The following is a 20,508-nucleotide window of genomic DNA, read 5'->3' on the forward strand; positions in this document are numbered from 1 at the left end:
AATTTAAGAGCCTCTTTGGCTCTTAAATTCTATCTGGTAAATTTACATATATAAATAGGTATGTGAATTCTTTTTTAAATTTATTCTTTTTTACAAATTTTAAAATTCCATTCGCTCGCAAGAATTGACTACTGATTTTTGTATGTTTGCATTTACATTTTTGGCTGTTAGGATAGGATGATAAAAGGCATTATTTAAACCGTTTATAGCATCTACTGGATGTAAGATAATATTTCCTAAATCAGCAAGTCCTTCAAGTCCGCCTACTACAAATCCACCTAGGCCATACACGGTTGATTTTGTATAATCTAATATGCCGGGGTTTGTTTTAATATACAAATTATCTTTGTAAAAATCTGAATTTTCATATGCCTTTGAAGCATAGATATACCTATCCTCGTATTGCTTCTTATCTGGATTAAAGGCATTTGTGTTATCTAGGCTCGTATTATAAAAGCTACTTTGTTTTATGAAATTCGTTGCTAGTTCTATATCGTAAAGATCATTTGAGCTTAGGCTTTGTCTATATGTTTCATTAAATGATTTATCCGTTAAAGATACCGCTGCTTTTGCTAGGATAGATTTTGCTTCATCGTCGCTATAAATTTTATTTGTTGTAGTTTGAAGCTTTGATTTAAAGCTTGCTATATTGTTTTTATTGTTTATAAAGTCTATCTCTCTTTGATGAAGCTGCCTATTATAAGTATCTGCGCTTGTGGTTATTTTGTATCCTGCGTTTGCTCCTTTATCGCCGTTTGTGTTATTTAAATTTAGAGAAACTCTACAACCAGTTACAATAAAAATTATAAGTGCTAAGATAAATTTATGAATTTAGTCATTTTCTAATCCTTGTCCTTTATATGCCAAAAAATAATTTTGCGGCACAGAAAATAAATTTGGATAATCAATTCTTATTGCTTTTTCATCAATCAAGTATTCATTAAAATCTGCAATAATTAAACTAGAAATATATCCTACATTATCCAAATCATCATCTGTAATATCTCCATTATATATAAATAATAATTTTATTATGTCGTTTTCCAATGTTACATAAACGGCACGCATATTTTGTGTAGTCTCGCCATTTAATGCTCTCTTTGTGGATGATAAAATTTTAGTAATTATTTCATTCATACAAATTCCTTATCAATTTGGATTACTAGGAACAATATGGGCACCATTTTTACCATAATGAACTATTCCTTTTGTGGTAGACAATTTGTTACCATTTTCATCTATATAATAACCAATTACTTTTCCAAAATCTATTCTTTCTTTTGAACCAGCCAATCCGATTTCTACACTATTCACTTTTTGACCTGTCCCAAATTTTGGCAAAAGATTTTCTACATCTTCTGTTAAAATACTTCTTGTTACGCCATTTTGATTGGCTGTTTTATATTCATTGGTTCCTTGTATATGTTTGTTTTGTTTATTTATATCTATCTTAACACTCTTACCCTCAGCAACAATTATCCCGTCATTGCCATTAGAATTTAGATTATTATTTGTTGTTTTATCTGTTGTTGTGCCTTTTTTACTTAAATTTATATTTGATAACTTATTACCTACCTTTATGGCTGCTTTACCAGCTGCTCCAAGAGAACATATATTTTCACCTAGTGCGTGATAATTTTTATAATTTATAGAGCTTTGATCACCTAAGACACTATCTACAAAATTTTCAGCCATAAATTCTAGGTCTCACAAAGCTTGACACTAAAATCAGAGCCGAAATTACTCGTTCATGAAATTCTAAAAATTGCTGGAATTTTGTGCATTGATAGTGTCATACGCGCTTAGTGTGCAAGAAAAGAAAAGACGGCAAATGTGAAGATGAAAACAGCCTCTAAACGAGTAAATTTGATTTTTTAAGCAAATTTACTCAGCAAAAAGCCACATAAATTTACGCAAAACAGCCAAATTTAGCTAGCGTAAAATCACACTAAACGGCTAAATTTCCTTGGCGATCTTGCTCATTTTATTGAGCAGTTTTTCACGTTCATTTGGCTTTAGGTTGCCGTATTGAAGCTTTGTTATCATCTGCATGAAGTCAAATTGTTTAAACATTTGCGCATCGCTTTTTAACTCTTTTTCTAGCTGTTTATAAATTTTTTCAGTCTCTTTATTTGCTTTTTCTAAATTTTGTAAAAAGCTTCCAGTTGCGCTCATATCAAGGTCGTTTTTTGCAGCTTTATCGATAACATTTTTTAGATTTGCTAAATTTTCAGAAATTTTCATCAGCATTTCCTTTTGGATTTTAAAATTTACAGCAAATTTTATTCCTAAATTTTCTCCCACCACTTTTTTCTAGGCGGATTTTGGGTAGTGAAAACTTCTCCGATCATCGGCGTTGCGTAGTTTAGCTCAAGTTTTATCGCTGCCTTTTCAAAACGCTTGATCGGCTCATCCCAAGCGTGATAAGATAGATCAAATTTGCCCCAGTGCACCGGTACACCAAGCTTTGCACCAAGATCTTTTAGCGCTTGCGCTGACTCCTCTGGCTTCATATGCACGTAAGGCCAGCCATCGCCGTAAGCACCATTTTCGATAAAAACTAGATCAAAGGCACCAAATTTCTCATTTATCATCTTAAAATGCTTGCCGTATCCGCCATCTCCGCTAAAATAAAAGCTAAAGCCAGCCTCTTCAACCGCCCAGCCACCCCAAAGCGTCGTATTTCTTTTAAATGTGCGCCCACTAAAGTGCCTTGAAGGACAAAACATGAAGTTTAAATTTCCTATTTTTTGATCACCAAACCAGTCAAACTCATAAATTTTGTCTTCATCAACGCCCCATTTTACAAGGTGAGCTTTTACGCCAAGCGGCACTAGAAATTTGCAAATTCTATCTTTTAGCTCAAGTATCGTTTTATGATCAAGATGATCGTAGTGATCGTGCGAGATGAGGGCGATATCGATCACATCTGGGTAGTCACTAGCGGTGATAGCATGCTCGTAGGCAAAGGGCTTACCGCCAATTGGCAGTGGAAATGCTCGGTGCAAAACTGGGTCTGTGATAATGGTTTTGTCATCAAGCTTACAGATGAGGCTAACGTGCCCAAGCCAGATAAACTCGCCGTTTTTCAAGGCATTTGCGTCAAATTTTAAATTTGGTAAAGGCTTAGTTGGTAGCTTATCTTTTGGAGGAAAGAGTGCTTGCGGAATGTAATTTAACATAGATGCTTGTGGATTATTTTTTACCATATCAATCGTTGGTTCTAAATTTATAAAAACTTTGCCGTTAAAATTTGGCGAAGCCTTTATCAGCTTTTGGCTTTTAATATCTGGCACGCCACCAAAAACTGGGGCAAATCTCATAAATACAAAAACTGCAACAATAAACAAAACTATAACTATAAAAATTCCCATAAAAAGCCTTTAAATTTAAAGGTCGGATTATATTTTAGATTTTTAAATTTCAGCTTTATTTAATTAACCCGAGCTTAAATAATTAACTTGTAATTTTAAACTTAATTAAGATATTTTTACTCTTTATAGGAAAATTTTATTAATAAATATTATCCTTTAGCAAATAAACATACCTAAAAATCGATATTAAGTAGATAATCTTAAAGATATATAAAATAAAAATTTAATTCTAAAAATACAAAATTTGTCAGATAGATGACGGAATTTATTCATTGTAAGTTATAGAATTATTACAAAAATTAGGAAGGAGCGTTTGAGATGTTAAATAAAAATTTAACTATCTCTATTTTGGTGACTAACCATCACTTTAAAAGTGAGCAGGGCAGTTTAGCCTTGTTTAATGGGAGGAATTTATGAAAAAACATAAATTTGTGATTGCCGATTATAAACGCTGTATAGGATGTGCAACCTGCATGGCTGCATGTTTTAAGAGCGCTTATGAACGCGGTAAGCTGTCACGTGCAAGGCTAAGTGTGCTAAGAGAAGCTACTGGCGTTATGCCAACTCAGTGCAGACAATGCGACGATGGTCCTTGTGCGAATGTGTGTCCAACTGGAGCATTGCGATTTAATGATAATTGCATCGAGCTTCACGAGGAAATTTGTATAGGCTGTAAGATGTGCACGATCGCTTGTCCTTACGGTGCGATAAGCTCAAGTGCAGAGCTTATGCCTTCAGTAAATTACGCTGTCGAGCCAAAGTACAACCTTGAGGTAGAGTCACAATCAGGTGCAAAAAATATCGCTGTCAAATGCGATATGTGCTTTGGTCGTGAGAACGGACCAGCCTGTGTTGATGTCTGTCCGACGAGTGCTCTTGTTATGATTGATCCAGAAGAGGGTAAGCATAAACTTGGCAAAAGGATAGATTATGAGGCAGCGAATAAATTTGCTACTAAAATTTTAAACGGACAAGGAGCATAAGATGACTACGGTTTATATGCTATTTCTTGTAAGTGCCGTCGTTAGCATCTTGCTCTACTGCGCTCCAAAGGCCGCTGTAAAGGTTGGTTTTGGACTAAGCGCTTTAAGCTGCTTTTATGCGATGTGTCACTTCGTTGCAAATATGGGAGTAAACGATAGTTTTGCTCTTGCGGATGGCTTTTTGTATTCGCCAAAATTTGCGCTAAATCCACTTGGAAATTTCTTTAGCTTTGTCGTTGTTTTCATAGGATTTGCAAGTAGCGTTTATGGTATGAGCTATGCAGACGAGTACATCAAAAAAGCAAACGTTGGCGTATTTGCATGTTTGTTTAATACGTTTATACTCTCAATGCTTCTAGTAATTAGCGCTGATAATGTATTTTGCTTTGTTGTTTTATGGGAGCTTATGACTCTTATCTCATCGTTCCTTATCATAGTAAATGATGGCAAAAACACTTTAAAAGCGGTCATGGTATATCTTGGTATCGCACAAATCGGTGCATTTTGTATCACCTGTGGCTTGCTTATCACAGCTTACTATGCAGGAAGCTTTGAATTTAGCGCATTTATGGGTGTTAAGATGCCATTTGGCGCTTCTGTTGCTACATTTATACTATTTCTAGTTGGATTTGGTAGCAAAGCTGGTATGTGGCCATTTCACGTTTGGCTTCCACAAGCTCACCCAGCAGCCCCATCAAATGTTTCAGCCCTTATGTCAGGCGTTATGATTAAAGTTGCTCTATTTACACTAGTTAAATTTACACTTTACCTACCACTTAGTACATATTTTGGTCTTACAATACTCGCTCTTGGTGCAGCTAGCTCACTATTTGGTGTTTTATACGCTCTTTGCCAACACGACTTTAAGGCTTTGCTTGCTTACCACTCAGTTGAGAACATAGGTATCATCTTGCTAGGTCTTGGCACAGGAATTTATGGCGTTGCAGCTGGAAATTTAACACTTGCAGCAGTAGGTTTTCTAGCAGGTTGCTACCACGTAGTTAACCACGCTATATTTAAAGGTCTTCTTTTCCTTTGCGCTGGTTCAGTTATCCACGCTACTCATACACAAAATATGGACATCCTTGGTGGTCTTGCTAAAAAAATGCCATGGACAAGCCTTGGTATGTTTATAGGTATTATGGGTATCGCAGCTTTACCTCCAGTAAATGGCTTTGTTTCAGAGTGGTTTACATATCAAGGTATGCTTCAAGGTGCAATGGGAGAAGGAACATTAGTTAGATATGCATTTACACTTGGCGTCGTAGCTCTTGCGCTAACAGGCGTTTTGGTTGGTATGCACCTTAAACTTTACGCTGTTATCTTTGCAGGTACTCCAAGAGATCAAAAAATTTGGGAAAATGCTAAAGAGAGTCCGATAGGTATGGTTCTTGGTATGATCATCCTAATGATAGGCTGCGTTGGCTTTGGTCTTGGCGCAAACTACATAGTTGATTACATCATGCAAGCTGTAAATTCTATCGCTATAAGCGACTATAAAGCTAGCCTTGGAGCTATAAATGTAACTTCACCAATAGGTAGTATGATCTCAACTCCGCTTATCGCTTTAGTTTTATGTGCGACTATGATTTTGCCATTTATCATCCTTGCTGTTATGAAAGCAAATAGAGATAAACCACGCGAGACTGATCCTTGGGCTTGCGGCTTTAAATATAGCTCACGTATGCAAATGACAGGTGGTCCATTTACAGGCGATCTTAGAAAGATCATGCAATGGCTATTTAGAGCTGATAAAAAGATCGTTACTAGAAATTATTTTGACGCGGTTGAATATCACAACCATCCAAAAGATATCTGGTGGGGAATGTTTTATGAGCCAGTCATTAAATGGTGTATGAAATTTGCCGATAAACTAGGCATCGTTCAAAGCGGATATACAAACATCTATACGCTTTATATCCTAATTTATCTTTGTGCCATACTTGCTGTGGGCTACTTTTTAGTTTAGGAGACGAAAATGCAAACTATACTTTTAATGATATTTCAAGTAGTCGTTATCGTTTTGGTAGCTCCTTTGTTTGATGGTATGGCAAGAAAACTAAGAGCTAGACTTCAATCAAAACAAGGTAGCGATTTCTTTCAAACATATCGTGATATTATAAAACTCTTTAGAAGAGGAAGAACCGTGCCTGAGTGCTCTCACTGGGTATTTAGATGGGCTCCATTTTTCCTTTTTGCAACTTCAGCTGCAGTGCTAGCTGCTATACCTATAACATATAGCAAAGATACTGTTTTTGGAGCGTATTCAGATATATTTGTGATCCTTTATCTTGGCGCATTGCTTAGATTTGTATTTGGTGCAGCTTCAATGGATAGCGGCAACCCATTTGCAGCAACAGGCGGCGGCAGGGAGCAAATGCTGGGTGTATATGTTGAGCCAGTTATGATCATGTGCCTAATCGTAGTAATGCTTGCAGCTAAAACATCAAATTTAATTGAGATCCAAGAGATGGTAAAAACTGGCGTTATAGGATATCAAATCCCAAGCTTTGCCGTAGCTTCTATCGCATTTTTATGGTGTATGTATGTTGAGACCGGTAGAAAACCATTTGACGTAGCTGAAGCTGAACAAGAGCTTCAAGAGGGCTTGCTTGGCGAGTATGCAGGTAGCGACCTTGGTTTAGTTCAAGCATCACTTATATTAAAACAGTTTGCTATGATCGGACTTTTCCTAACTATATTTGAGCCATGGAATTTTAGCAATCCTTTCTTAGCTATTATCGTTTTTGTGATAAAAACTGGAGTATTTTACGTAGCAGCTGTCTTTATAGACAACTTTGGACCACGCTTTAAAATGACTTCATCTTTACGCAAAAATGCACTTGGTGCACTTGCTATCTCGTTTGTTGCACTAACACTTTATGTAGTAGGAGTGTGAGATGCAAACACTTGATATTTTAGCCATTTGCATGATCGTAACTTCGCTTGCGGTTTTTGGTCTTAGAAGCTTGAAACTCTCAATCATCGCTTATGCGATTGAGACACTACTTTTAGTTAGCATATTTTTCTTGCTATCTGAGAAATTTAACGCCGAGCAACTCAAAACTTGGGCGATCGTTGCATTTTTTACCAAAGTTTTACTTGTGCCAGGAATTTTATTCTGGCTTATCAAAAAACTTGGCGTAGTTAGCGAAGATGAGCCAGTTGGTGGATTTTTTGTAAGTCCTGTTATTGCTATGGGATTTTCTCTAGCTCTTTCAATGAGTATCCACCCAATATTTTTAAAATTCTCTCTTATCAAAGAAGAGATCATGCTAATCGCAGCTGGAACAGTCTTTATGATGGGAATTTTTGGCTTCATGCTAAGAAACTCATTTATAAAACAAATTCTAGCTTACTGCTTATTTGAAAACGGTATCCACCTAAGCCTTGCTCTAATGGCTTATAACTCACATGAGTTAGTTGAGCTTGGAATTTTAACAGATGCGATATTTGCCGTTATCATCATGAGCATTCTAGCGATTAGATTTTATAAAGCTTATGATAGCTTAGATACTTCTAAAGCTTCAAATTTAAGGGGTTAGAGATGGATAGTTTAGCTTTAATACTTATCTTACCGCTCCTTGGTGCTTTGGTCTTGTTTTTGAGTCCTAAAAATTATGCGGTATTAAGCGGACTTCACGTTTTGTTTTCTGCTGCGACATCGGTGGCTTTACTTAACAATGTTCTTAAAGTCTTAAGTAGCGGAACTTTTTATAGTTTTAATAAATTTTTGTTTTTAGATAGCTTAGGCTGTGTTTTCTTGGTACTTATCGCTGTAACTGGATTTATAGTAAATTTTTACTCTATCCACTACATGAGATGGGAGCTCGAAGATGGACACATCCACTTAAGCGATCTTAAAAAATACTACGCATTAAGCCATGTATTTATCTTTACAATGACTTTAAGCGTTATTTGTAACAACGTTGCGTTTATGTGGGCAGCTATCGAGGCAACAACTCTTGCTTCAGTATTTTTGGTCGCTATCCACAAAGATCAAAAATCAACAGAGAGTGGTTACAAATACATCGTTCTTTGCTCAATCGGTCTAGCATTTGCACTTTATGCGACTGTTCTTTTATACTCAGCCACATTTAGCACTCTAGGAGATGGCGAAGCTTCTATGCTATTTTCAAGCATAATGGCAAACGCTAAAAATTTAAACCCAGATGCAGCAAAGCTTATCTTTGTATTTGCGCTAATTGGTTTTGGCACAAAAGCTGGTCTTGCTCCAACTCACACTTGGCTACCAGACGTTCACGCTGAAGGTCCAGCACCTATCTCAGCATTGCTATCAGGCGTACTTTTAAAATGTGCGATGCTTGCGCTCTTAAGATACTACGCTATCACAGCTCAAGCAGTTGGATTTAGCTTTGTTGAGGGCATAATGATCGTTTCAGGAACTATCACACTCTTTGTAGCGGGATTTTTCCTAATCAGACAACACAACGTAAAAAGAATGTTTGCATATCACTCAATCGTTCACATGGGTGTTATCGCATTTGCACTTGGTGTTGGCGGTAAATTTGGTCTATTTGCAGCGATATTTCACTGCTTAGCCCACAGCTTTACTAAAGCTCTTGCGTTTTGCTCAACAGGCAATATCGCAAGAATTTATGGCCACAAAGATATGAGTAAGATGGGCGGCATGGTTAAGATCGCACCGATCACCACTATAATGTTTGGCGCGGCTGTTTGCTCACTAGTTGGTGTTCCAGCATTTGCTATATTTGTTAGCGAGTATAACGTCTTTGTCGGAGCTATCACAAGCGGTCAATATATCGCAGTTGCGCTATTTGCTATTGCACTTGCAGTTATTTTTATAGCTGACTTTGCACACTTTAACATGGCAAGCTTTGGCGAGCCAAAAGGTGTGGTTGTTCATAATAAAGAGATGAGTTTGTTAGAGAATTTACCTCTTATAGCACTTTGTGCCCTTATCATAATCTTTGGCGTATGGCATGTAGATAGCTTTTATACGCTAGTAGATAACGGTGTTAATATAATGATGGGAGCTTTAAAATGAGAGGCGATAAATTTGTTGAAATCCTAAAAACCAAGGTAAAAATTTTAGAAGTAACTCGTCAAGCAGACGATCAGATCACAGTTTTGGTTGATAGAAATGATCTTCCACTAGCTGTTAAAACACTTTATTATGATATTGGCGGCTTCATAAGCACGATGATACCAAATGATGAGCGCCAGATAAATGGCAGCTTTGCGCTTTACTATGCTATCTCAATGGAAGGTAGCAAGATGACAGAAGCGGACGACTTTGCGCCTGAGGATAAGTGCTTTATCACTGTTAAAACACTTATTCCAGGAAGTGATCCGACATTTCCATCAGTTACTCCGCTAGTGCCAGCTTGTGTTTGGTATGAAAGAGAAGCTTATGATATGTTTGGCCTTGTGGCTGAAGGTTTGCCTGATAAAAGGCGTCTAGTTTTAAGTGATGACTGGCCAGACGGACTTCATCCACTTAGAAAAGACGCGATGGATTATCGCTACCGCCCTGATCCAGTTGATCATAGAGACGAGCCTGATGCGGAGTTTTTGTTCCCAACAGGTGATGCAGTAGTTGATGTGCCACTTGGACCACTACATATTACTTCAGATGAGCCAGGTCACTTTAGACTTTTCTGCGACGGCGACGAGATCATCGACGCTGATTACCGCCTCTTTTATCAACACCGCGGTATGGAAAAGCTAGCTGAAAATAGAATGAACTATGATCAAATGGGCTATCTTGCAGAGCGCGTTTGTGGAATTTGTGGTTATGCTCACGCTATTGCTTGTATTGAAGCAGCAGAAAAAGCTATCAAGCTTGAAATTCCACTAAGAGCTCAAGCTATACGCGTCATCTGTCTTGAGATCGAGCGTCTTCACAGCCACCTTTTAAATATCGGTCTAGCTTGTGAGGTCACTGGTAACTACAACGCTTTCATGCACATCTTTAGGGTTCGTGAGTACTCTATGGAGCTAGCTCAGCTAGTAACTGGCGGACGTAAAACATACGGCAACGTCGTTATGGGCGGCTTAAGACGTGATATGACAAACCAAGAGATCAAAAAAGGTATCGAGATCATAAATAAACTTGACGTTCAAATTTCAGAAATTTGGGACGCAGTTATGGAGGATAAACGCCAAATCGGTCGCTGGAAAGGTGTGGGAATCCTAGACCGCCAAATAGCACGTGACTTTAGCCCCGTTGGTCCAAATATGAGAGGCTCTGGCTTTAAACGTGATAACCGCTATGATCACCCATATGACTTCTTCAAACAGATAGAATTTGAAGTAGCAGTTGAGCATGGTTGTGACGTTTTTGCTCGTGAGATGGTTAGATATAAAGAGCTAAAAAGCTCTATCCACATCATCCGCCAGTGCTTTGAGCTAATGCCTCAAACTCCGATCATGATCGATCCTGTGACTATGATCAAACCTGAAAATTTTGCACTTGGTCATGATGAAGCACCACGTGGCGAGAATGTTCACTGGATCATGCAAGGCAGCGCTCAAAAAGTATATCGCTGGAGATGCAGAGCAGCAACATACAACAACTGGCCAAGCCTAAGATATCAATTTAGAGGAAACAACATAAGTGACGCTGCGCTTATCGTTTGCTCACTTGACCCTTGCTACTCATGTACAGAGCGTGTTACATTAGTCGATGTAAGGACTAAAAAGAGCAAAATTTTAACAGAAAAAGACCTTAAAAAATTCTGTCAAGATGGCGGGGTTAGTAAGAAGGATTTAAGATGATGAAGTTATTTGACATCACAGAAAAATATGGAAAAGCGACATACGCCTATCCATTTGAGCCATATATTGTTCCTGAAAATTTCCGTGGTCAGCCAAACTATACATACGATCTTTGCATAGGTTGTGCAGCTTGCGGTATCGCTTGCCCTAGTAACGCGATAGAGCTTAAGATGAACGATGAACAAACAAAGCTTGTTTGGGAATTTGACTGCGGACGCTGCATATTTTGCGGACGCTGCGATGAGGTTTGCCCAACTGGAGCTGTAAGACTTAGCGATAGCTTTGAGCTTGCAGTTAAATTTGATAAGAGCGCTCTTATACAAAGGGGCGAGCTTGAGATGCAAACTTGCAAATGCTGCGGCAAGCCATTTACGCCAAAAAGGCTTATAAATTTCACCCTTGAGAAGCTTGGCACAGCAAATTTACTCCCAGGCAGACTTGAAGAGGCAAAAGACTACCTTTATATCTGCCCAGAGTGCAAGAAAAATCAATCTGCTGAGAGGCTAACAAAAGGCATTGAGGAGGCTATAAAATGAGTCTATATCAAGTCCCAGAGGACATAAAAACAGCAAATGATCTAACTGCAAAGCTAGAGCATCTAAAAAATATCAAAAGAAGCTTTAGCGTTTATAGGATCGACTGCGGAAGCTGTAACGGCTGTGAGATAGAAATTTTTGCAGCTATTACACCGATGTGGGACCCTGAGCGCTTTGGCTTTAAGCTTGTAGCAAACCCAAGACACGCTGATATTTTGCTTTGCACTGGTCCTGTAACAAGACAGATGTATTATCCGCTTCTTCGTGCTTATGAAGCGACTCCAGATCCTAAGATCGTGGTTGCTCTTGGCGCGTGCGGAAGTAGCGGTGGAATTTTCCATGACGCTTATAGCGTTTGGGGCGGCATAGATAAGATAATCCCAGTCGATGTCTATATCCCAGGCTGTCCTCCACATCCAGCAAGCATTATTTACGGCCTTGGCATGGCTCTTGGTATCATCGATCAAAAACTTCATAAAAAAAGCTATGAGGAAGATAATACATTGCCACCTTCAGTTGAGAAGTCAGTCATAGGCGATATCTTATTCGAGCGTGACTTGCAAGCTGAAAGCAGAAGGCTAATGAGCTATATCTTTGGTAGAATCCTTTTTGAAAAATATATGAATGCTATCAAATGTTCAAAAGATGTCCATGACCCAAGCATTTCAAGAGAGGCTGTGCTTACAGCTATCAAAAAAGAGGAAGATCCTAGATATGCCGAGTGCATGGGGCTTTTGCATAATGATGTCTATCTAAAATATGCAAAAGCTGATAAAAGCTTTGCGATAGATGTTGATAGCGAGGTTTGGAGTAAAAGATGATACAAGTTTATAAGCTTACAAAAAGGCATATGGACGACAACGACAAGTTACCACGCGAGCTAAAGGAGATAAAAATTTTCTCCACTTGCGTGGGACATGGCGTTGGCACGATAGATTTTAGCGAGAAAATTTTAGAGCTAAGCGATGAGGAATTTGACGAGATGATCAAAAACTCAGGCGAATATGTGAAATTTAAGATCGGAAATTTAAGCAAATATTTTGAAGTTGAAATTTTTGCTGAGCATATCGCTAAACTCTTGCCACAGCTTTGTGAGTGTAAGCTTAAAGAAATTTTGGCAAATTTAAAAGAGGGTTATATCGTGCTTAGGAAGGACTTTTGATGAAAAAGGCCATCCTTTGCATCGGTAATCCTATGCGTGGTGATGATGATGTGGGTAATGAAGTCGGCCGCATCGTAGAAGCTGAGCTAAAAGAGTGGAAGGTCTTTTTTGGGCAAGATGTGCCTGAAAATGAATTCTCGGCCATTAGAGAATTTGCACCTGATATATTGATAGTGGTTGATGCGATGAGCGGCTTTGATGAGGATAAGATAGAGTTTTTTGACCTAAGTGACGATAGAGACTACATCTACTCGACTCACAATCTACCAACTCCAGTACTTTTAAGCTATTTGCGTAAAATTTGTCCAAAGACGCTTTTTCTTGGCATTAGCGTCTTGCTCGAAAATGTCTTAAATTTTGAAGAGGGACTAAGCGAGCAGGCTAAAAAAAGTGCCAGAAAAGCATTTTTAAGAATTGTAGAGATTGATAAAAATTTAGTCGGTTAAATTTAGCAAATAGCTAAATTTAGTCTTTTTGGTTGCTAAAGACAAAAATTTGCTTGTAATCGCAAGCATTGATTTGACTTTAGTGGTTTTGCAAAGTGTTAAACTTTGGTCGCAAAGATGAGCTTGGCTCATGTGCGAGATTGAAAATAAAAAGGAGAATGTGATGTTAAATCCGGCAGAAACCGCTCAAGCGGTCTCAAGCTCTATGGAGCACAAAGCTCATATGCCACTTGCAAGTATTATTTTTCTTGCTATCATGGCTGGAGCTGCTATTGCTATGGGTGATATTTTTTGGGCTCACTCAACAGTCGGTATGGCTGAAAACCAGTCTATTGGTCTTTCAAATTTTATCGGCGGTATCACATTTAGCTGTGGTCTTATGATGGTTGTCTTTTATGGTGGACATCTTTTTACAAGCTCAGTTTTAAGTGGCGTTAGCGCATATGAAGGAAAGCTAAAACTAGGTAAGACTATCGGATACTGGGCTATCGTTTGGATATTTAACTTCGTTGGTGGCGCATTGATCGCTTATATGTACTACTACTCAGGCTTGCCACTAAAGTATGATGGCTACATCTTACAGCACTTTATACCAGCTGGTATTGGCAAGATCACAGCACCATTTCATGAGCTATTTATCCGCGGAATTTTTTGTAATGTCTTTGTTTGTATGTCTATTTGGACTGCGACAAGTGAGAGTAATCTATCTGGTAAATTCTTTGCCATTATGTGGATGATAGGTGCATTTGTGGCTTGCTCAATGGAGCACTGCGTGGCAAATATGTTCATCATCACCGAAGCCATCATCTCAAAAGCTCACTATATAGCAGCAAATGGCGGAGATATCGCTGCTGCGGCTGCAGCTTTAGGACATGGCATCACGGCTGAAAAGCTAGAAGTTTTAAACTGGGGAAATTTCATCGGTAAAAACTTAGTTCCGGTTACATTTGGTAATATCTGCGGCGGGCTTTTCTTTGTTGGTTTAGTTGGCTTTATGGCAAATAAATTCGATATGAAGAAAAAAGCTTAAAAATTTTAGTCTTTGCTTCTTGGCAAAGACTAATCCTCTAAGGCTACTCTTTGCTAGCCATTATAAAAATTTTTGATTTTTAGTTTGTGTAACTTTCAAGTTTTTCATAATCAATTATTAAAAACTCGTGTGGTGTGATCTTTCTTATGATGTCGTCTTTTATAAGCTCATTAAATGCAGTTGAAGCGCTTTGGCGTTTGAGCCCCACAAAGCTTGAGAGTACCTTTAGAGAAAATGGCAAAAATATGTAGTGATATCCATTTTGCTTTAGATCCTGCTCCTTTGCAAGCTCGATCAAAAAATTTGCAATCCTGCCTTTTGCATCTTCAAAAAGTATGGATTTTATGATCTGGCGTTGCACGATTACTGCATTTAACACAGCTTTTAAAATTTCATCTGCGACATTTGCATTTGATAAAATTTCACCTATTTTGTTTAAATTTATAGCATAAATTTCAGCATCTTCAAGTATTTCAAAAGCGCAATTATCATCAAGCACGGCGATATTGCTCGCTTCTAAATGATAAAGGATAAATTCTTCCCCATCTTCAAAAAATGAGAGCTTTGCACAGCCACTTTTTAAGATGATGATCTTGATCTCTTCTGCGTAGATGATGCTTGCTTTTGGTAGCTCTTTGTACTCAAATTTATCAAGCTCATTTTGAGTTAGGATCTTTGTGATTTGTGTTTGCAAAAGACCTAGACGTGATTTTTTCATTTTTCTCCCAAAAAATGTATAAAGCCTGATTTTACTTCACAAAGCATTTAAAGAAGTTGAAAAATATTGCTTTTAGTTTAAGAATTTCAATAATTTTTAAAAGTAGTATTAATTTTCAAGGAAGGTTGCATAAAATGCAACCAAATTTTTAAAATCCATGAAGCTGTTTTAGCTTCTCATCGATTGGCTTTTTAAGTCCATCTTTCGTCACGCTTACGTAAGTTGCAATAGCGCTTGTGACATGTATAGTCTCTCTAAAGCCACCGTCATTTAGCCTCAGCGCAGTCACTTCTATCTGTGTTGTTATAGATGTTTTGCCAACTGCGATGATCTTTGCGTAGCAGCTTAGCACATCGCCAACAAAGACAGGTTGTTTAAAGATGATCTCTTTCATAGAAATCGTCACAACGCGTTCAGGAGAAATTTCTCTTGCAGCTTGTGCACCTGCAAGGTCGATCTGACTCATTATCCAGCCACCAAAAATATTTCCAGCTGAGTTTGTGTCCTTTGGCAACATAACTTGTTTGATACGTGGCTCACCAAAATCTTTTAAAATATCCATTTTTTGCCTTTTAGATGTTAAAATTTTTGGTTGATTGTAGCAAATTTTAAGGCTTTATGCTAAAATCTTGCAACTTCAGGGGATGAAAATATGAACGATTTTAAAAGATTAAATGAACTCACAAAAGAGCAAAAAAACAAGCTAAATGCTATTTATAAAAATTTAGACGATGATATCATAAACGAGGCTGTTAAAATTTGTGGCCTTTCTGGCACACCAAGCGAGAAACTAGCTCTTGCAAGAAGGATAGTAGATCTTAAAGTAGATCCGCTTCAAAATGAGCTAAAAAAGCTAAATTTAGGCGAAGACGAGCAAAAACGAGTGCTAAATTTAATGTATGGCTACGTTAGAAATTTATATGAAAATCTGCACGCTAAGCTTTTAGAAAAGGCCAAAGAAGAGAAAATTTTAGATCCATTTAACCAAGCCTTTGTGCAGGCTATGCACGAGCTTGGACTTAGTCTAAATGCGTGGCAAATTTCATGGCAGGATCGTATTATCGACACCACAAATAAAGAGTTTGAGGCTAAATTTAAAGATCTAAGCCAGGCAAATGAGTTTATTACTAAAAACGGCTTATTTCAGTGTGACGCTAACGGCGTAAGGGCTGATAGAACGTATGGCGCGGTAGTAAAAGAAGGTGATAAATTTAGCTTTTTGCCTTATGCACTCGCTTTTAAGGATGAGGTTAGAGAGCTTAAAAGTGTTTTTGCTAAAAATCTTGAAATTTTAAGAAATTTAGCCCAAAATGACGAGCAAAAATCCTACGTAAAATACCTCGAAAAGCTACAAAGCGCCTTTTGTGAAGAGGATAATGCAAAGGTGATAAATGCTTGGCAAGAAGCCGAGATAGCGTGGATGGATGTAAAAGGCGCACTTCAGCCGGGCCATCCGCTAGAGTATTACGAGGATGCCTATACGCATGCAGTCGCACTTGAGTGGGACATCAGACTTGTTGATAGCGAGGGCATTGACGAGCTTAAATTTAAAGAAAAAGTGACAAAAACTTATAAGAGCGTTTGCGAAAAGATAAAATTTGATAACGCTGAGACAAACAGAGCAGTTAGTGAAAATATTGCTAGAACGCAGCTTTATATAAGCGTGCCGATGATCTATTACGGCGCGGAGCTAAACGGGCTTTTTAGTGCTCAAGTCGTGCCAAATGATGAGAGTGTGAGTGCAAAATGTGGTAAGAAAATTTTTGCCTTTGTAAATCACGTCTATGAGGGAGCAAAGGCAAAGCCTTTTATGAAGCTTGGGGCTGAAATTTTTAGCAAGGAATTTTTGGATTTTGGTAGGGAAATTTTATTTTTAAAGCCAAAAATTTGGAAAAAAGTCTATGAAATTTCAACGATCGGCCATGAGTTTGGACACATCCTCTTTATCGGGCTTGATACTGAGATGATGATGAATAAAAGTGGCGTCTTTAAATTTATAGAAGAGTATAAGGCGACGACTGGTGGGTTAGTAAATTTTTTCTTGCACGAAGAGGCGGAGTATAAAATGGCCGTTTTTCATGAGCTAATAGCTCGTGCTGTTGGGCTTATCGCGTGGCGAAAGGTCGATGAGGTGAGGGCTTATTACTGCGAGGGACTCATACATCTTAGCTTGCTTTTTAGAGCTGGAGTGCTTAAATTTGATGGCAAACTAAGCGTGGATATGAGCGAGCAAGCTTACGCTAAATTTAAAGAAATTTGCTTAGAGAACTACTTTAACCTAGCACAAATATACGCTGAAAAAGTTGATGCGAGCACATTTTTGGAGAAATTTTGCCAAAAAGATGAACTAAGCTATCTGCCAAAAGATGAAGAGTGCAAGAAATTTGTTGAGCATTTTTACGCTAGATACGAAGCTATCGGCAACGACGTCGATGAAAGTGGCGAGTGGCAAAGATGGCAAAGCTTAGCCAAAAAGGCAGAGAAAGATAGATAAAGACGGAACATGATAAGTAAAATAAGCAACGAAAATCAAGTATCTTTTGTATTTATGTTGATACTTTTTTGTGTATATGTTGTTAGTTATTTTATTGCTAGTGGTTTTTATGAAGACATAATTACTACTCTATTTGATTTTATGATCACATTATTTATCTTTTTAAAGCTAAAAGAGACAAGAAATTTAAAAACATATTGGATATATATATTACTAGGCCTTACTTGTTGGGTAGCATCAGACACTATGTGGATGCTATATGATAAGGTTGATTTTCTTAAACAATTTCTTTCTAAAGTCAATTTTATACAAATCTCATACGTAGTCTCATATTTTATGTTTGCATTTTCTGCTTTTTATATTTTGATTAAAAATTTGAAAAATTTATTTTTAATGCAAGTATTTGTGGACTCAGTTTCTATTTCCGCAATATATTTTAGCTTTATGTGGTTTATGATTTTTAATAGAAATTTAACTCAAGTCTTAAGTCAAAAAGATTTTTTTAATCTAAGTTACATTGCCATAGATTTATTTATGTTTTGTACTTCATTTATTGCATTTTTTTCACTCAGATTTTCAAAAAGAAGGCTATCTATACTTTTATGCTTGATAGCGCTTATTGCAATAAGCACTTATGATGTTTTTACCACTACAATGGATTTTTGGATAGATGAAATATCCTTTTTTGGATACGACATTGTATTTAAGAGTTCATTTTTTATGTTGTTTGTTGCTGCGCTTCATTTAAGAGAGGGCGAGGCAAATCTAAAATTTAGGGCACTCAGAAACGATTTTGATAAAATTTTAATACAAAAGCTATTTGTTTTTGCCGCATTTTTGACAATTATGATCTTGTACTCTTGGAAGATAAATTTGACATGGTTATTTTCTATTTTAGTTACTTTGCTTGCATACGGGGCATTATCTTATACATTTTCTAACGTTAGAAAGATGGATATTTTAATTAAACGTGAAATACATATCAAAAAAGTGTTAAATAATCAGATAGAAAGTAAAGTAAAAGAGCTTGAAGAGACAAATAGGCACCTACAAAGGATCAGTAAATATGATTATCTAACGAATGCTCTAAATCGCCAGTATTTTATCGCAAGGCTTGAAGAGATGATAAAGTCAAAGGCACTTGGCGAAAAGATAGATATTTATAGTATTGACATAAACCATTTTAAAGCGATAAATGACTCATATGGGCACTATATCGGCGATGATGTAATAGCAAAGTTTGCTTCAAATATTGAGTCAATATTGCCACCAAATGATTCTTTATTTGCAAGGTCTGGCGGAGATGACTTTATCGTTGTTGTCAAGCAAAATGAAAATGTACATTGCAGGGAATTTTTACGCTATCTACTAAAAGCTATTTCAGAGCCAATAGTTATAGATGATTATAAAATTGTACTTGATGCGAAAATAGGGATTAGCTCGACACAAACCAGTGAAATTTTGGCTGATGATTTTATCATGCAATCAGAAGCAGCACTAGAAGCAGCAAAGAAAGATGCATCTGAAAAGTATGTTTTTTATAGTGATATAAAAAGTATGATTCAGGATAGAAACTATATAGAAATATTGCTAAATAGCATAAGCTTTGATGAAGAATTTGAGCTAAAATTTCAGCCCCAGTATCTAATAGAAGGTAAAAAAATAGTAGGAGCAGAGGCTCTTGTTAGGTGGAACTCTCCTATAAAAGGTCCGGTAGATCAATCAAAATTTATTCCAATAGCCGAACAAAGCTCTATTATCAATGCGATAGGAAAATGGGTAGCAAAAAACGCTATAAAACAAATGGCCTTTTGGAATGAGAAATATAATACAAACCTAAAAATAGGCATAAATATCTCACCAAAACAGATTGATAATATAAATTTTGCATCTAAATTTTTAAGCTATATAGATAGATACGGCATCGATCCATCTTGTGTAGATATTGAGATCACTGAGGCCAGCCTTGTCAATGCAGAAGAGATGATGCAAAGTGTGTTATCTGAGCTTTCAAATAGAGGAATTTGCATCTCTATAGATGATTTTGGTACAGGTTTTTCATCGATGAGTTACATCAAAAAATATCCTATGAGTCGCCTAAAGATCGCTAAAGAGCTGATAGATAATATTGCTAAAAATGATATAGATAAAGACGTAGTAAAAAGCGTTATAGCTTTAGCTAAAAATGTGGAGTTAAAGACTATTGCTGAAGGCGTCGAAGATGAAACTCAGCTTGAAATTTTAAGAGAGCTTGGATGCGATGAGGTGCAAGGGTATCTTTGGGGCAAGCCAATGAGTGTAGAGGATTTTGAAAAGCTTATAATAAGTGCTATTTAAGCACGCTCTTTGCGCTAAAATTTTCAAATTTCAAAATATCTTTATAGCAAAGTTTGGCCAGCTCATTTATCATTTTTGAGCTAGTTTCATCTTTTGGGATTATTAGATGAATTTTTTCTTCTAAAAAAATGATAAAGATATTTTTTAGCTCATAAATTTCACTAACTTTATTTAGGTCAAATTTTTCATTTTCTTTGGGTTCGCCTTCATAGTAAGCCAGAAATTTCTCATTTACTTCAAAATTCATTTGCTTTTGAACGTCTGAAATTTCAATTCTCTTTAATGCAGCTATGCGACTTCTTTTTAAAAAAATAGGATAAAAAATGATCCAAAATATAGCAAAAATGGCTCCGATAACAGTAAAAATTTTACTTTTTAATAGCATATCAGCAACAAAACCAGCTATGATGGCTTCAGTAAATATCATAAAAGTGTTTATAAAATACTGCTTTCTTGCCGCCTTTGAGAAAAATAAGATAAAAGATTTATAATCTATTAAATTTTGTCCATTTATGACGATATTGCACTTCATAAGATACCTTTGTGAATTTTAAAATTTTTGGGAAATTATAACCAAAAGCAAAGTCAATTTTTGTATAATTTGGACTATTTCTTAGGAGAGGGACACTATTTTTTTAATATCAAAATCATCTATAACTGGTATGC

21 protein-coding genes are annotated in these 20,508 nt (G+C 36.9%); 13 read left to right on the forward strand and 8 right to left on the reverse strand.

Annotated elements, in window-relative coordinates; translation table 11 throughout:
- Positions 1-99 precede the first annotated feature (99 nt).
- The 5 genes from CVT13_RS07195 to CVT13_RS07220 all read right to left on the reverse strand — a co-directional run bounded on the left by CVT13_RS07195 (position 100) and on the right by CVT13_RS07220 (position 3,374).
- Positions 100-339, reverse strand: coding sequence for a hypothetical protein (locus CVT13_RS07195; protein WP_107793288.1), 240 nt, complete (start codon positions 337-339; stop codon positions 100-102).
- Between the two features lie 492 nt (positions 340-831).
- Complete coding sequence (locus CVT13_RS07205; protein WP_107812091.1) at positions 832-1,137, reverse strand: hypothetical protein; 306 nt, start codon at positions 1,135-1,137, stop codon at positions 832-834.
- Between the two features lie 12 nt (positions 1,138-1,149).
- Complete coding sequence (locus CVT13_RS07210) at positions 1,150-1,695, reverse strand: polymorphic toxin type 50 domain-containing protein (RefSeq protein WP_107812092.1); 546 nt, start codon at positions 1,693-1,695, stop codon at positions 1,150-1,152.
- Between the two features lie 261 nt (positions 1,696-1,956).
- Positions 1,957-2,244, reverse strand: a complete 288-nt coding sequence (locus tag CVT13_RS07215; protein WP_021091759.1) for a hypothetical protein — start codon at positions 2,242-2,244, stop codon at positions 1,957-1,959.
- 44 nt (positions 2,245-2,288) lie between these two features.
- Entirely contained in the window at positions 2,289-3,374 is a 1,086-nt protein-coding gene (locus CVT13_RS07220; RefSeq protein WP_107812093.1) for an MBL fold metallo-hydrolase, read from the reverse strand.
- A gap of 413 nt (positions 3,375-3,787) precedes the next feature.
- Here CVT13_RS07220 and CVT13_RS07225 point away from each other — a divergent pair, with 413 nt between their 5' ends.
- From CVT13_RS07225 to CVT13_RS07275, 11 genes are all read left to right on the forward strand, one after another.
- Positions 3,788-4,357 carry a 4Fe-4S dicluster domain-containing protein gene (locus CVT13_RS07225; protein WP_103577080.1) on the forward strand — a complete coding sequence of 190 codons (570 nt, stop codon included), beginning with the start codon at positions 3,788-3,790 and terminating at the stop codon, positions 4,355-4,357.
- A gap of 1 nt (position 4,358) precedes the next feature.
- Positions 4,359-6,326: a proton-conducting transporter membrane subunit gene (locus tag CVT13_RS07230; protein WP_107812094.1), complete on the forward strand. Its 1,968-nt coding sequence runs from the start codon at positions 4,359-4,361 to the stop codon at positions 6,324-6,326.
- Between the two features lie 9 nt (positions 6,327-6,335).
- Positions 6,336-7,256: a respiratory chain complex I subunit 1 family protein gene (locus CVT13_RS07235; protein WP_084041928.1), complete on the forward strand. Its 921-nt coding sequence runs from the start codon at positions 6,336-6,338 to the stop codon at positions 7,254-7,256.
- A 1-nt stretch (position 7,257) separates the two neighbouring features.
- Positions 7,258-7,902 (forward strand): hydrogenase 4 membrane subunit, encoded by a 645-nt coding sequence (gene hyfE / locus CVT13_RS07240; RefSeq protein ID WP_021091711.1) that lies wholly within the window; start codon positions 7,258-7,260, stop codon positions 7,900-7,902.
- A 2-nt stretch (positions 7,903-7,904) separates the two neighbouring features.
- Positions 7,905-9,386 (forward strand): hydrogenase 4 subunit F, encoded by a 1,482-nt coding sequence (locus CVT13_RS07245; protein WP_107812095.1) that lies wholly within the window; start codon positions 7,905-7,907, stop codon positions 9,384-9,386.
- On the forward strand, positions 9,383-11,119 hold the full coding sequence (locus tag CVT13_RS07250; protein WP_107812096.1) for an NADH-quinone oxidoreductase subunit C: 1,737 nt from the start codon (positions 9,383-9,385) through the stop codon (positions 11,117-11,119). The genes CVT13_RS07245 and CVT13_RS07250 overlap by 4 nt, the downstream gene beginning before the upstream one ends.
- Complete coding sequence (locus CVT13_RS07255) at positions 11,116-11,655, forward strand: formate hydrogenlyase complex iron-sulfur subunit (RefSeq protein WP_021091765.1); 540 nt, start codon at positions 11,116-11,118, stop codon at positions 11,653-11,655. Before CVT13_RS07250 ends, CVT13_RS07255 begins: the two co-directional genes overlap by 4 nt.
- On the forward strand, positions 11,652-12,476 hold the full coding sequence (locus CVT13_RS07260) for an NADH-quinone oxidoreductase subunit B family protein (protein ID WP_021091627.1): 825 nt from the start codon (positions 11,652-11,654) through the stop codon (positions 12,474-12,476). The genes CVT13_RS07255 and CVT13_RS07260 overlap by 4 nt, the downstream gene beginning before the upstream one ends.
- Positions 12,473-12,817 carry a formate hydrogenlyase maturation HycH family protein gene (locus CVT13_RS07265; protein WP_021091884.1) on the forward strand — a complete coding sequence of 115 codons (345 nt, stop codon included), beginning with the start codon at positions 12,473-12,475 and terminating at the stop codon, positions 12,815-12,817. The genes CVT13_RS07260 and CVT13_RS07265 overlap by 4 nt, the downstream gene beginning before the upstream one ends.
- On the forward strand, positions 12,817-13,263 hold the full coding sequence (locus tag CVT13_RS07270) for a hydrogenase 3 maturation endopeptidase HyCI (RefSeq protein WP_021091859.1): 447 nt from the start codon (positions 12,817-12,819) through the stop codon (positions 13,261-13,263). The genes CVT13_RS07265 and CVT13_RS07270 overlap by 1 nt, the downstream gene beginning before the upstream one ends.
- 163 nt (positions 13,264-13,426) lie before the next feature.
- Positions 13,427-14,293, forward strand: a complete 867-nt coding sequence (locus tag CVT13_RS07275) for a formate/nitrite transporter family protein (protein ID WP_107812097.1) — start codon at positions 13,427-13,429, stop codon at positions 14,291-14,293.
- A gap of 79 nt (positions 14,294-14,372) precedes the next feature.
- On the opposite strand, the gene CVT13_RS07280 is transcribed toward CVT13_RS07275, so the two are convergent.
- Together CVT13_RS07280 and CVT13_RS07285 are read right to left on the reverse strand one after the other, a co-directional pair.
- Positions 14,373-15,011, reverse strand: a complete 639-nt coding sequence (locus CVT13_RS07280; RefSeq protein WP_107812098.1) for a Crp/Fnr family transcriptional regulator — start codon at positions 15,009-15,011, stop codon at positions 14,373-14,375.
- A 148-nt stretch (positions 15,012-15,159) separates the two neighbouring features.
- Positions 15,160-15,573: an acyl-CoA thioesterase gene (locus CVT13_RS07285; protein WP_107812099.1), complete on the reverse strand. Its 414-nt coding sequence runs from the start codon at positions 15,571-15,573 to the stop codon at positions 15,160-15,162.
- A 90-nt stretch (positions 15,574-15,663) separates the two neighbouring features.
- Here CVT13_RS07285 and ciaB point away from each other — a divergent pair, with 90 nt between their 5' ends.
- Positions 15,664-17,505, forward strand: coding sequence for an invasion protein CiaB (gene ciaB, locus CVT13_RS07290; protein WP_107812100.1), 1,842 nt, complete (start codon positions 15,664-15,666; stop codon positions 17,503-17,505).
- 654 nt (positions 17,506-18,159) lie between these two features.
- Complete coding sequence (locus CVT13_RS07295) at positions 18,160-19,842, forward strand: putative bifunctional diguanylate cyclase/phosphodiesterase (protein WP_234411997.1); 1,683 nt, start codon at positions 18,160-18,162, stop codon at positions 19,840-19,842.
- Here the strand turns inward: CVT13_RS07295 and CVT13_RS07300 are convergent.
- Positions 19,835-20,374: a hypothetical protein gene (locus tag CVT13_RS07300; protein ID WP_107812102.1), complete on the reverse strand. Its 540-nt coding sequence runs from the start codon at positions 20,372-20,374 to the stop codon at positions 19,835-19,837. The genes CVT13_RS07295 and CVT13_RS07300 overlap by 8 nt on opposite strands.
- Positions 20,375-20,508: the final 134 nt, after the last annotated feature.

The sequence above is a fragment of the Campylobacter concisus genome, from assembly GCF_003049085.1.
Classification (GTDB): domain Bacteria; phylum Campylobacterota; class Campylobacteria; order Campylobacterales; family Campylobacteraceae; genus Campylobacter_A; species Campylobacter_A concisus_H.